The sequence below is a fragment of the Aeromonas sp. Y311-2 genome (assembly GCF_027706025.1).
Lineage (GTDB): Bacteria > Pseudomonadota > Gammaproteobacteria > Enterobacterales > Aeromonadaceae > Aeromonas > Aeromonas veronii.
The window spans coordinates 154,224-166,060 of the sequence record NZ_JAPDCL010000002.1 but is presented as its reverse complement, the minus strand read 5'-3'; the positions used below and the strand labels follow the sequence as shown (position 1 = coordinate 166,060).

Annotated in this window: 10 protein-coding genes; 6 read left to right on the top strand and 4 right to left on the bottom strand. The window is 58.5% G+C overall.

Annotated elements, in window-relative coordinates; all coding sequences use genetic code 11:
• Positions 1 to 43: 43 nt before the first annotated feature.
• The 3 genes from glpD to glpT all read right to left on the bottom strand — a co-directional run bounded on the left by glpD (position 44) and on the right by glpT (position 4,062).
• The gene (gene glpD, locus OKC42_RS02765; protein WP_005350869.1) at positions 44 to 1,531 is read right to left on the bottom strand and encodes a glycerol-3-phosphate dehydrogenase; all 1,488 of its coding nucleotides are present in this window, start codon (positions 1,529 to 1,531) and stop codon (positions 44 to 46) included.
• 311 nt (positions 1,532 to 1,842) lie between these two features.
• A complete protein-coding gene (locus OKC42_RS02760) occupies positions 1,843 to 2,601 on the bottom strand; it encodes a DeoR/GlpR family transcriptional regulator (protein ID WP_005347045.1) in 759 nt (252 codons plus the stop codon).
• Positions 2,602 to 2,703: 102 nt separating this feature from the next.
• Positions 2,704 to 4,062, bottom strand: a complete 1,359-nt coding sequence (glpT, locus tag OKC42_RS02755) for a glycerol-3-phosphate transporter (RefSeq protein ID WP_005337540.1) — start codon at positions 4,060 to 4,062, stop codon at positions 2,704 to 2,706.
• Positions 4,063 to 4,551: 489 nt separating this feature from the next.
• Here glpT and OKC42_RS02750 point away from each other — a divergent pair, with 489 nt between their 5' ends.
• The 4 genes from OKC42_RS02750 to OKC42_RS02735 all read left to right on the top strand — a co-directional run bounded on the left by OKC42_RS02750 (position 4,552) and on the right by OKC42_RS02735 (position 9,603).
• On the top strand, positions 4,552 to 5,400 hold the full coding sequence (locus tag OKC42_RS02750; RefSeq protein ID WP_005350866.1) for an MIP/aquaporin family protein: 849 nt from the start codon (positions 4,552 to 4,554) through the stop codon (positions 5,398 to 5,400).
• A 54-nt stretch (positions 5,401 to 5,454) separates the two neighbouring features.
• The gene (gene glpK, locus OKC42_RS02745) at positions 5,455 to 6,957 is read left to right on the top strand and encodes a glycerol kinase GlpK (protein ID WP_005337546.1); all 1,503 of its coding nucleotides are present in this window, start codon (positions 5,455 to 5,457) and stop codon (positions 6,955 to 6,957) included.
• Between the two features lie 243 nt (positions 6,958 to 7,200).
• On the top strand, positions 7,201 to 9,177 hold the full coding sequence (locus tag OKC42_RS02740) for a methyl-accepting chemotaxis protein (protein ID WP_270819040.1): 1,977 nt from the start codon (positions 7,201 to 7,203) through the stop codon (positions 9,175 to 9,177).
• A 192-nt stretch (positions 9,178 to 9,369) separates the two neighbouring features.
• Entirely contained in the window at positions 9,370 to 9,603 is a 234-nt protein-coding gene (locus tag OKC42_RS02735; RefSeq protein WP_199428413.1) for a hypothetical protein, read from the top strand.
• Positions 9,604 to 9,774: 171 nt separating this feature from the next.
• On the opposite strand, the gene OKC42_RS02730 is transcribed toward OKC42_RS02735, so the two are convergent.
• Positions 9,775 to 10,677 carry a LysR substrate-binding domain-containing protein gene (locus OKC42_RS02730; RefSeq protein ID WP_199428414.1) on the bottom strand — a complete coding sequence of 301 codons (903 nt, stop codon included), beginning with the start codon at positions 10,675 to 10,677 and terminating at the stop codon, positions 9,775 to 9,777.
• 195 nt (positions 10,678 to 10,872) lie between these two features.
• Here OKC42_RS02730 and OKC42_RS02725 point away from each other — a divergent pair, with 195 nt between their 5' ends.
• Complete coding sequence (locus OKC42_RS02725; RefSeq protein ID WP_270819039.1) at positions 10,873 to 11,277, top strand: DUF6404 family protein; 405 nt, start codon at positions 10,873 to 10,875, stop codon at positions 11,275 to 11,277.
• The gene (locus tag OKC42_RS02720; RefSeq protein WP_270819038.1) at positions 11,264 to 11,626 is read left to right on the top strand and encodes a VOC family protein; all 363 of its coding nucleotides are present in this window, start codon (positions 11,264 to 11,266) and stop codon (positions 11,624 to 11,626) included. Before OKC42_RS02725 ends, OKC42_RS02720 begins: the two co-directional genes overlap by 14 nt.
• The last annotated feature ends 211 nt before the right edge of the window (positions 11,627 to 11,837 follow it).

Sequence of the window (11,837 nt, the reverse complement as noted above, 5' to 3'; positions counted from 1 at the left end):
GGTGGAAAGCGGTGGGCAGCAGCGCACTGCCCACCGTCACACATCAGCTCGCCTTGCGCAGAGCCTGATGGTATTGGTCGAGCCAGATCTGCAGCATCTGCTGCTCTGACTCGTTCAGGCGCAGCCCCAGCTTGCTGCGGCGCCAGAGGATATCATCCAGTGAACAGGCCCACTCCCGCTCGATGAGATAGCGCACCTCAGACTCGTACAGGCCACCACCGAAGTGAATGCCGCGATCCTCTTTCAGCCAGAGACGGGCATGGGCGCCATAGGCCTCGGCAATACGCAGGGCGCTGCGATCATCGAGCCAGTCAAACTCCAGCGCAAAGGCGCGGGCCAGCTCGCGCACCGAGCAGTCAAACTCGCCGCCGGGCAGACGGCTGGTCGCCGTCCAGTCATCCCCCATCTGGCTGAACCAAGGCTTGAGCTTGTTGCAGGCGGCCTGCGCCAGCTTGCGATAGGTGGTGAGCTTGCCGCCAAACACCGACAAGAGCGGCGCACCGTCAGACTCGCCAGAGAGTTCGAGGGTGTAGTCGCGGGTCACCGCTTGCGGCGAGTCTGACTCGTCATCACAGAGCGGGCGCACCCCGGCATAGGTCCAGATCACATCTTTCGGCGCAATTTGGCGAGTGAAGTGGGCGTTGACCACCTTGCACAGGTAGGTAATTTCGGCCTCGCTGATCTTCGCTTCCCGCGGACTGCCGTGGTGCTCCACATCCGTGGTGCCGATGAGGGAGTAGTCCTGCTGATAAGGGATGACGAAGACAATGCGGTTGTCTTCGTTTTGCAGGATATAGGCCTCTTCGCGCTCATGGATGCGCGGCACTATCATGTGGCTGCCTTTAATAAGGCGAATGCCGCGGGGGGATTTCTCGTGCAGGCTCTCGTCATAGAAGGTCTTGACCCAGGGGCCCGCCGCATTGACCAGACCACGGCAGGTGACGGTGAACTGCTCGCCCCCTTCCCGCTCCAAAGTGAGCGTCCAGTGTTTGGAACCGCGCACCGCCTTGATGCAGCGGGTGCGGGTCTGCACGTCGGCCCCCTTGTCACGGGCCATCATGGCGTTGAGCACCACCAACCGGGCGTCGTCGACCCAAGCATCGGAATATTCAAACCCCTTGTTGATCCCCGCGGTCAAGCCATCTTGCGGCAGGAAGCGCACGCCACAGCTCCCCTTGAGCTTGTCGCGCTTGGCCAGATTGTCATAGAGGAACAGACCGGCGCGGATCATCCAGGCCGGACGCAGGTGCGGACGGTGCGGCAGGCGAAAACGCATGGGACGCGCGATGTGAGGCGCCATACCGAGCAGCACCTCACGCTCCGCCAACGCCTCTTTCACCAGCCGGAATTCGTAATGTTCGAGATAGCGCAAACCGCCGTGGATCAGCTTGCTGGAGTTGGACGAGGTGGCAGAGGCGAGATCTTGCGCCTCAAACAGGGCAACCTTCAGACCCCGTCCTGCCGCATCGGCTGCGATGCCGACCCCGTTGATGCCGCCACCGACGACGACCAGATCATAATGTTCGCTCATGTTCACCTACTTTCATTTTTATGATTGCTATAACAGCAATGTTTGATTTCGCTCATTTTAGAACATGAAAATACAACAAACGAACATTTTATGGCGAAAGTGTGATCGCCACAGCCCGCCAGAGGTGGCAAAAGTGGTACGGCAAGTGACCGAATGGCGTCGGGCCAAAATCGGCGGGTTAATAGCCAAAAAAACCAGATTGAATAGTGGTTTTTGCAATACCTATAAAGGGGTGAGAAGGGTGCAGGGATGGGGGAGAGAAAGGAGGCCGCCCTGGCGGGCGACCGGCACAGCCTTGGCGTGTTTCGCCGTCAGCAGATGTGGCAGGCGATCTGGTGTTGCGCCATCAATCGCGTCAGCTTTTCCGGTGGCTCCTGATCGGTAAAGAGGGCGTGGATCTGGCTGAGATTGCCCAGATTGACCATGGCATTGCGACCGAACTTGGTGTGGTCGGCGGCCAGGAACACCTGACGGGAGTGAGCGATGATGGCCTGGGCAATCTTCACCTCGTGATAGTCGAAATCGAGCAGGGAGCCGTCGTTGTCGATCCCCGAAATCCCGATGACACCATAGTCCATGCGAAACTGACCGATAAAGTCGCGGGTCGCCTCCCCCACGATGCCGCCATCGCGGTTGCGGATCTCGCCGCCGGCAATGATGACGGTGAAGTCATCCTTGGCCGTCAGAATGCTGGCCACGTTGAGGTTGTTGGTGACGATGCGCAGCTCGCGGTGATCGAGCAGGGCACGGGCAATCGCCTCGGTGGTGGTACCTATGTCGATAAAGAGCGATGAGCCGTCGGGAATATTGGCCGCTACCTCGCGGGCGATGCGCTCTTTCTCCTTGAGTTGCATCACTTTACGGGCGCTGTAGGCGGTATTGACGGTACTCGAATGCAGGGAGGCACCGCCGTGATGGCGCCGGATCTTGTTCTGTTCGGCGAGATCGTTCAGATCCCGGCGAATGGTCTGGGGGCTGACGTCAAAGTGGGTCACCAGATCGTCGGTCGAGACAAATCCCTGCCGCGTCAGGACGTCCAGGATCTCCAGATGTCGTTGGGTTTGCTTCACGCTTGCACTCCGATGATGAAACGAAAAAAGGCCCCGGCAGATGCGGGGCCTTTTGGCAGTTTACCTGATCCCCTTTGGGATCAATAAGCTGAGGATCACGTTTTATGCCTTATGGGCAGCCGCTTTCTTGGCCGCAACGGCAATGTTCTCATGCTTGAGGGTCATCGCCAGCAGAATGATGGAGAGCACGCAGGAGACGGTCAGCACCATGAAGCCGCCATCCCAACCGAAGTGGTCAACGGTATAACCCAGCATGGCGTTGGCTGCCACGGCGCCGCCCAGATAACCGAACAGACCGGTGAAACCTGCCGCAGTACCGGCTGCTTTCTTCGGTGCCAGCTCAAGAGCATAGAGGCCGATCAGCATGACAGGGCCGTAGATCAGGAAGCCGATTGCCACCAGCGCCATCATGTCGATGGTCGGGTTGCCGGCCGGGTTGAACCAGTAAACCAGCACAGCCAGGGTGACCAGCACCATGAACAGGATACCGGCCGGGGCGCGGCGGCCCTGGAACATCTTGTCAGAGATCCAGCCACACAGCAGGGTGCCCGGAATACCGGCCCACTCGTAGAGGAAGTAAGCCCAGGAGGAGTTGTCGACGGTGAAGTGCTTGGCCTCTTTCAGGTAGGTTGGCGCCCAGTCCAGCACACCGTAACGAATGAGGTAAACGAAAGCGTTGGCGATCGCGATGTACCACAGCAGTTTGTTGTGCAGCACGTACTTGACGAAGATCTCCTTGGCGGAGAACTCCTGCTCGTGGCTCTCGTTGTAATCCTTCGGATAGTCGTTCTTGTACTCCTCGATGGGAGGCAGACCGACCGATTGCGGGGTATCACGCATCACGAAGAAGGCGATCACCGCGATGGCGGCCGCCGCAGCCGCAGGCACATAGAAGGCGCTGCGCCAGTCGTTGAACCAGCCCATCCCGAGGATAAACAGCGGGCCAATCATGCCGCCACCCACGTTGTGAGCCACGTTCCAGACCGCAACCACTTCGCCGCGCTCTTTCTGTGACCACCAGTGCACCATAGTGCGACCGCAGGGCGGCCAGCCCATGCCCTGTGCCCAACCGTTCAGGAACAACAGCACAAACATGATGGCAATGCTGGAGGTGGCCCAGTGCATGGTACCCATCATGAACATGATGGCAGCCGAGAGCAGCAGACCGGCGGAGAGGAAGTAACGGGCGTTGGAACGGTCAGAGACGTTCCCCATCAGGAACTTGGACAAACCGTAAGCGATGGAGACCCCGGAGAGCGCGAAACCGAGATCACCACGGGAGAAGCCCTGCTCGATCAGATAGGGCATCGCTAGGCTGAAGTTTTTCCGTACCAGATAGTAGCCGGCGTAACCGAAGAAGATCCCGAAAAACACCTGCCAACGCATGCGTTTGTAGAAGGGGTCGACCTTGTCAGCCGGGAGCCTGTCGATGTGCGCCGCAGGCCTGAAGAGACTAAGCATGTTCTGCTTCCTTATTGTTGTTATGGGCGGTTGAGGATGCCCTGACCATTCCAACGAATCATGTGAGTCCACTAATTCGTAAGCGAGCCCATTGTGCTCATATGCGCTCATTTAATCTGTGATGCATGCTCAAATATTGCAGTTTTATTACAAAAAAAAGCTCCAAATGAGAAATCGCTCAGCAAGCGCCAACCCTTGTGTGGCAAGGGTTGCAAGCTACCCCCTAAGTGGTAACTGGCGGTTATCAAGATGCTTTACGTCACATTTTCTTAGCAATGAGTGGGATCTTGTCCACATTTCCTATGGAGGGGGGATGGTGAAATTATTGGGAAGGGTTATTTTCTGTCACGACCGATAACGAGCGCAAACGAGCATGACGTTTGCGCAAGACGCAAAAACAACAAGGAAACGTTTTCGGCGGCAACGGATAGACACAAAAAGATAAAACGGAACATCAAACCTCTACGGGTGGATATAAGGAACAAAAGTATGAGCATACAAAGACCCAATACCCTGCTTGGCGAGTGCATCGCCGAGTTTATCGGAACCGGCCTGCTGATATTTTTCGGCGTCGGATGTGTGGCGGCACTGGTGCTGGCAGGCGCCAACTTCGGGCAGTGGGAAATCTCCATTACCTGGGGTCTGGGTGTGGCCATCGCCATCTATGTGACCGGCGGCATTTCAGGTGCTCACCTGAACCCGGCTGTAACCCTGGCGCTGATGACCTTCTGCGGTTTCGACAAGCGCAAAGTGGTACCCTACATCATCGCCCAGATGGCCGGTGCCTTCTGCTTCGCAGCCCTTGTCTACTTCCTTTATGGTAACCTTTTCACCCAGTGGGAAGTGACCCATAACGTGGTGCGCGGCAGCGTCGAGAGCCTCGGCACCGCCGGGATCTTCTCCACCTATCCCAATGCCCTGCTGACCAACATGCAAGCCTTCGCCGTCGAGCTGGTGATCACCGCCGTCCTGATGCTGGGCATCATGGCGCTGGGTGACAACAACAATGGCGCCCCCAAAGGTTTCGCCGCCGCTCTGCTGATCGGCATCCTGATCGCGGTGATCGGTGCCTCCCTTGGCCCGTTAACCGGTTTTGCCATGAACCCGGCCCGTGACTTTGGTCCGAAACTGTTCGCGTTCTTTGCTGGCTGGGGTGATGTTGCCCTGACCGGTGGTCGTGACAACCCCTACTTCTGGGTTCCGATCCTTGGTCCCATCGTTGGCGCCCAGATTGGTACCGCTCTGTATGTCAAAGTGCTGGCTCCCTGCGTCCCGGGCAACCGTGTCGTCACCACCGAGCAAGCGACCCAAACCGCCAAAGAAGAGGCTGCCGCATAAGAGCGGCCCCCTCCAACGTATAAAAACGTGGAAAATAGAAACGTGGAGAACATCATGTCTGCTGAAAAGAAATATGTCGTCGCTCTGGACCAGGGAACCACCTCTTCCCGCGCCATCGTGTTTGATCAGGATGCCAACATTGTCGGTACCTCCCAGCGCGAATTCACCCAGCACTACCCGAAAGCGGGCTGGGTAGAGCACGACCCGATGGAGATCTGGGCGACCCAATCCTCTGTCTTTACCGAAGTGCTGGCCAAGACCGGCCTGCGCAGCGAAGAGATCGCCGCCATCGGTATCACCAACCAGCGTGAAACCACAGTTGTCTGGGAAAAGGCCACCGGCAAGCCCATCTACAACGCCATCGTCTGGCAGTGCCGCCGCACCGCCGCCATCTGCGAAGAGCTCAAAGCTCGCGGTCTGGAAGAGTACGTTCGCGAGAACACAGGTCTGGTGCTGGATGCCTACTTCTCCGGTACCAAGGTGAAGTGGATCCTCGACAACGTGGAAGGTGCCCGTGAGAAGGCGATGAACGGTGAGCTGCTGTTCGGCACCATCGACACCTGGCTGGTCTGGAAGATGACCAATGGCGAAGTGCACGTCACCGACCCAACCAACGCCTCCCGTACCATGCTCTACAACATCCGCGAGCTGAAGTGGGACGAGAAGATGCTAGACGAGCTGGGCATCCCCATGTCCATGCTGCCGGAAGTGAAACCCTCTTCCGAAGTGTACGGCTACACCACCCGTGGCGGCGGCTCCCGCATCCCCATCGCCGGTATTGCCGGTGACCAGCAGTCTGCCCTGTTCGGCCAGCTCTGCTTTGAAAAAGGGATGGCCAAGAACACCTACGGCACCGGCTGCTTCATGCTGATGAACACCGGCACCGAGCCGGTTCGCTCCAGCAACGGCCTGCTGACTACCGTCGCCATCGGCCCGAAAGGGGAAGTGAACTACGCGCTGGAAGGTGCGGTATTCATGGGCGGCGCCACCATCCAGTGGTTGCGTGACGAGCTGAAGATCATCCACGATGCCCGCGATACCGACTACTTCGCCTCCAAGGTGGGTGACACCAACGGCGTCTATCTGGTACCGGCCTTCGTTGGTCTGGGCGCGCCCTACTGGGATCCGTATGCTCGCGGCACCATGGTTGGTCTGACCCGTGGTGCCAACCGCAACCACATCATCCGTGCCGCGCTGGAATCCATCGCCTATCAGAGCCGCGATGTGCTGGATGCGATGCAGCAGGACTCCGGCATCAAGCTGGCAGCGCTGAAAGTCGACGGCGGCGCCGTAGCCAACGACTTCCTGATGCAGTTCCAGGCTGACATGATGCACACCCCGGTGGTACGTCCGACCCGCATCGAGACCACCGCCATGGGCGCTGCCTTCCTGGCAGGTCTGGCCGTCGGCTTCTGGAAGAGCTCGGATGAGCTGGAAGACAAGTTCAGCGTGGACCGCGAGTTCATCCCGCAGATGGACAGAGACGATCGCGCCAAACGTTACAGCGGCTGGCAAAAAGCGGTTGAGCGTTCACGCCGCTGGGCTGAAGAGGATTGATCGGGCACCCGACATTCCGTTGAGAGAAACCCCAGAGAGGCCGACCGCAATGTCGGCCTCTCTTTTTATGCTTTCCCTTGCCGGTTTCTGCCCCCTTGCCGGTTTCTGCCCCCTTCCCGCTCATTGCTCCCTCCTGTTTTTCTGCCGCCCTCTGTTGTCACCATCCACCACAACGCAATTGAGTTCTCTATCTATAATCATCATCTGGGTCGCATATGCGACCTTATTTATGAGGAGAGCGATATGGAGAGGGCGATACACCGTTTTACACTGCACTCACTCTGGTCAGGGCTCGGGATCCGCACCCGGATCCTCGCTGGCGTAGCGATACTGATGGCCATCGCCATCAGCTGCATCACCTTGATCCTCGAGCAGATATCCCACAGTCAGGCCCAGCAGCGGGTCGAACGCTACGAGCTGCCAAGCAGCGTGGATCGCATTGCCAACCAGCTGACCGCCCAGCTTATCCAGCACCTGACCGAAGCGCAGGCGCTGGCCAGCAACCGTTTTGTCATCGACTGGCTGACCACTGGCATGCCAGAGCAAGAGTGGCCCGCCATGGAGCGCTACTTTCAGGATCTGCAACGGCGGATCGGCGGCAACGTCTTTATCGCCCCCCGCCAGAGCAACATCCTGATCAACTTCAACGGCGGTCCCACCGCCCAGAAATCGCTGAGCGAATCAGACCCGAAAGATGGGTGGTTTTTCGGCTTTCTCAAACGCAGCAAACCCTATGAGCTGAACCTCGACATCTCGGATTTTGACAAGCGCGCCTCCCTCTATATCAACACCGCCGTCACCCACGAGGGCAAGACCCTGGCGGTGGCTGGCACCTCCATCGACATGAGCGCCCTGAGCAAACTCATCAGCGGCTACCGGATCGGCAAGAGCGGTCAGGTCTATCTGGCGGACATGGAGGGCAATATCGAGATCCACCCCGAGCAGGAGGTGGAAGGGGCCGCCCACCACCAGCAATCCTTCCTCGATACCGTCAAGCGGCTTATTCCCAATGCCCGGGAACAGGTGGCCGTAGAGGCGCTAACACTGGAGGGGCAAACCTACCTCATCGCGGTGCGTTACATCCCCACCCTCAACCGGCTGCTGATTGGCGAGATCAACAACGCCGAGCTGGAAGAGGGCCTGCAGGAATCCCGCCAGCTCATCATCATGGTGTCGCTCGCCATCGGCGGGATCGCCATGCTGGCCTCCGCCTGGCTGGCTCACTCCATCAGTCGCCCCATTCGTCAGGCTGCCGATGGCATGCACCACATCACCGCCGATCGGGATCTGGCGACCCGCCTCGATTTCTCTGACGAGTCGGAGCTGGGAATGATGGCCCAGAGTTTCAATCAGCTGATCCAGAGCCTGAACCAGAGCTTCTCCCGCTTCCAGCAGTCAGGGAGCGCCCTCTCCGCCCAGTCGTCCCAATCCATGCAGCAGGCCCAGGCACTGGCAGGAGAAGCGTGCCAGCAGGCCCAGAGCATTCAGGAGCTGACCACTGTGGTCACCACCATCGGCGACAACGCCGAGCAGATCGCCAGCCGCTCGGAAGGGGTCAACGACGTAACCCAACGCATCGCCAACCATATGCTCAGCATCGAGCAGGATGTGACCCAGAGCGCCGCGCAACTCGACACCTTGCGCAGCAGCATCAGCAGCTCCTCGGCCCTGCTCGATGAAGTGGTGAAAGACAGCAACAACATCACCCAGATCATGAACCTCATCCGCGATGTCTCGAACCAGACCAACCTGCTGGCCCTCAATGCGGCCATCGAAGCGGCCCGGGCGGGGGATATGGGACGGGGCTTTGCGGTGGTGGCCGATGAGGTACGCCAGCTGGCGGTGCGTACCCAGACCGCCACCAAGGATGTGCAGGATCTTATCTTGCGCCTGCAGGAGGGAACCCGGCAGGCCAGCAGCTCGATGGCAGACTCCCGCAACCTGAGCGAAGAGGGATACAACCGGATGAATCAGGCCAGAGAGGTGCTGGTTGATGCCACCAGCCAGATCAACCAGACCGCCCTCGAGATCAACGAGATCAGTGCGCTGGCGCAGGCGCAGAATCAACAGATGGGGCAAGCCAGAACGGCGCTCGACGAGCTGGCCATGGTGGCCGAACACCAGCGGGAACACGCGCAGGAGAGCAATGCCGCCAGCCGCGAACTGTTCGAACTGGCCAAGGCCATCGACGAGCAGATCCGCCAATACCGGATTGGCTAGGCCCGGCGCTTCCCTCTCTCCCTCTCAATAACCAAGACGCCACCACAGGGTGGCGTTTTCATTTTGCAAATCATTTTGCCTGCGCTCTCGAAACGGGAATAACGAAAAACTCACAAAGCATTGATAATTAACATGAAAAAATGTGGAATGGCCATTGCTTAGTGATATCAGACTCAACAGAGGGATATCGCCATGAAACCGACCACCACTAAAGCGCCCGTAGCCCACGTCGCCACTCAAAAAGAGACCCTGACCCCCCGCGAAGGCACCTTCCTGATGATGGTGGCCCAACTGGTGGTGCTCACCTGTATCGTACTGGCCGCCACCGTCGGCGGCCTCTCCTGGCAGTGGACCCTGCTGCTGGCCATTCCGCCGGTGATCGGCGGCGCCCTGCTCAGCCGGGTATGGGGCAAACTGCCCCGCTAACTGCGCTTCACCTCACACACCTTCCCGAACCGGCGGCAGACCCTCAAGTCGGCCGTCTTCTTATCTGCCGCCAGGCTAATGCTGATGGGCCGCAACGAAGGCGCGGCTTGTTTTTCGTTAAGCAAACCGCAGCGACGAACCGTTCAAACAAACCGCACAAACCAACCTGAACTACAGGGTATAGCTGCCCAGCTGCTCCTTCAGAAAATCAAGCCAGACCCGCAGCCGGATATCCCGCTGGGCATCGGAGTAGAAGACCGCATTGATGGGGCGCGAGGCGCCGCTGTTGCTGCGGGCCAGCACCTCCACCAGCGCGCCGCTCTCCCGATCCGGCCCGGTCATGAAATCCGACAGACAGACGATCCCCTGCCCCGCCAATGCCAGCTGACGCAAGGTTTCGCCGCTGCTGGCTCGCAGGCTGGGGGTAATGGCAAAGCGATCCCCCTGCTCGGCACTGAGCAGCGGCCAGTGGTTGAGGTGATCGGGATGCAAAAAGCCAAGCAACTCGTGACCGCTCAGCAGATCCGCCGGTTGGCGCGGGGTGCCGCGCTCGCTCAAATAGGCGGGAGAGGCCAGCAGCCGCAACCGCGAACGGCCCAGCGGCAGCGCACGCAGGGAGGAGTCGGTCAGCTCGCCGATGCGGATGGCCATGTCCACCCGCCGCTCCATCAGATTGATAAAGCCCTCCGAGCTGTGCAGCTGCAACTCGATGGCAGGGTAGCGGCGGCGAAACTCGCCGATGATCGGCACCAGCCGGTGCAGAATAAAGGGGGTAGCGGCATCGACTCTCAACACCCCTTCGGGTTGCTCCCGGCGCATCAGCAGATGCCCCTCCGCCTCGCTCATCTCGGTCAGGATCTTCACCGCCCGCTGATAGAACCAGCTCCCCTCCTCGGTCAGACTGACCCGGCGGGTGGTGCGATTGAGCAGCACGGTGGAGAGCTTCTCCTCCAGCCGCTTGATGCCACGGCTCACCACCGAGTTGTCCATGCCGAGGTTCTCCGCCGCCTGGCGAAAACTGCCCGCCTCCACCACCGCCACAAACAGGGTCAGTTCATCAGAATGGGTCTTCATTGCTGTTATCCGGACAAGAGTAATAGGCCTTTATAGGCGCAGCCGCTGTGGATTGGCAAGCGTGCGGTGAGGCCAGTTCTTTTTTTATACAGAGAAAGAACGTGACCGCGAGCCCACATCATACCCGCGATTTGTCAGTACAATGCAGCCTGAAAAGCACCGTATGGCACCACTTGTTTCACAAGGATGAATACCATGACATTTGAAGAACGGCTGGCCGCCGCCCATCAGGAGCTGGCTAACAAAGGGGTATGGCATGCCAACTACAATCCCCCGCTGTGCAGGCTGCTGCGCAGGTTCGGTTATCCAGTTAAACCGCCTCACTATGAGGGCTGGCTAACCAATGTTCTGGCATTCGGTATCAGCGTTGGTCTTGTCTGGGGCATGATGATGTGGTTTTTCAGCTGGCACCCCATGGGGATAGATCCGCTATTTGCCCTGCGCCAAACAGCCCTGTTTGCGGGATTCTTCGGCCTGATCATGGCATCTTGGCTCTGGCTCTGGCTACGGCGCAAGCAGCTTAAACTGACCCCGTGGGAGCAACTTGCTGAGCCCAGCGATGCTGATGATGAGGGAGACGAACTGAATGAAAGCCCATGAAAAACTGAACTATGTGGAGTTTGCGGCCAAGGATCTCGCCGCGACTAAAGCCTTCTTTCAGGCCGTATTTGGCTGGCAGTTTGTTGATTACGGCCCCGACTACAGCGCCTTTGCCGATGAGGGGCTGGATGGCGGATTCTATCGGGCGGATCAGTGCAATCAGACAGCTCAGGGTGGCGCCCTGCTGGTGTTCTACAGCGCGGATATTGAAGCGACTCAAGCCAAGGTGAGCCAACACGGTGGCACCATCAGTCGCCCACTATTCGACTTCCCCGGTGGCCGCCGTTTCCACTTCGTTGAGCCCAGCGGCAATGAGTTTGCAGTCTGGGCTGAACCGGTCTGTGCGTGATGGGTTAGTGGGAGAAGCATCCACACGATGTGCCCCAACAATATCCATAATCAGCCGTGATCTCATACAAATATCTAACAATACTAATTAATAACTTGTTTTGTGATCTTGCCGATGCAATTTTTTGGAAAAAATGAAGTATCATCGGCATTCAATGCTAATGTCTGTTATTAGCATGATGCTGCTCTTGTATATATGTTTTTCATATCCA

Bases quoted from the DNA above. Each gene is read 5' to 3' on its own strand.
- glpD (WP_005350869.1), bottom strand. From the start codon at position 1,531: ATGAGCGAACATTATGATCTGGTCGTCGTCGGTGGCGGCATCAACGGG.
- glpT (WP_005337540.1), bottom strand. From the start codon at position 4,062: ATGCTTAGTCTCTTCAGGCCTGCGGCGCACATCGACAGGCTCCCGGCT.
- OKC42_RS02750 (WP_005350866.1), top strand. From the start codon at position 4,552: ATGAGCATACAAAGACCCAATACCCTGCTTGGCGAGTGCATCGCCGAG.
- glpK (WP_005337546.1), top strand. From the start codon at position 5,455: ATGTCTGCTGAAAAGAAATATGTCGTCGCTCTGGACCAGGGAACCACC.
- OKC42_RS02740 (WP_270819040.1), top strand. From the start codon at position 7,201: ATGGAGAGGGCGATACACCGTTTTACACTGCACTCACTCTGGTCAGGG.
- OKC42_RS02735 (WP_199428413.1), top strand. From the start codon at position 9,370: ATGAAACCGACCACCACTAAAGCGCCCGTAGCCCACGTCGCCACTCAA.
- OKC42_RS02730 (WP_199428414.1), bottom strand. From the start codon at position 10,677: ATGAAGACCCATTCTGATGAACTGACCCTGTTTGTGGCGGTGGTGGAG.
- OKC42_RS02725 (WP_270819039.1), top strand. From the start codon at position 10,873: ATGACATTTGAAGAACGGCTGGCCGCCGCCCATCAGGAGCTGGCTAAC.
- OKC42_RS02720 (WP_270819038.1), top strand. From the start codon at position 11,264: ATGAAAGCCCATGAAAAACTGAACTATGTGGAGTTTGCGGCCAAGGAT.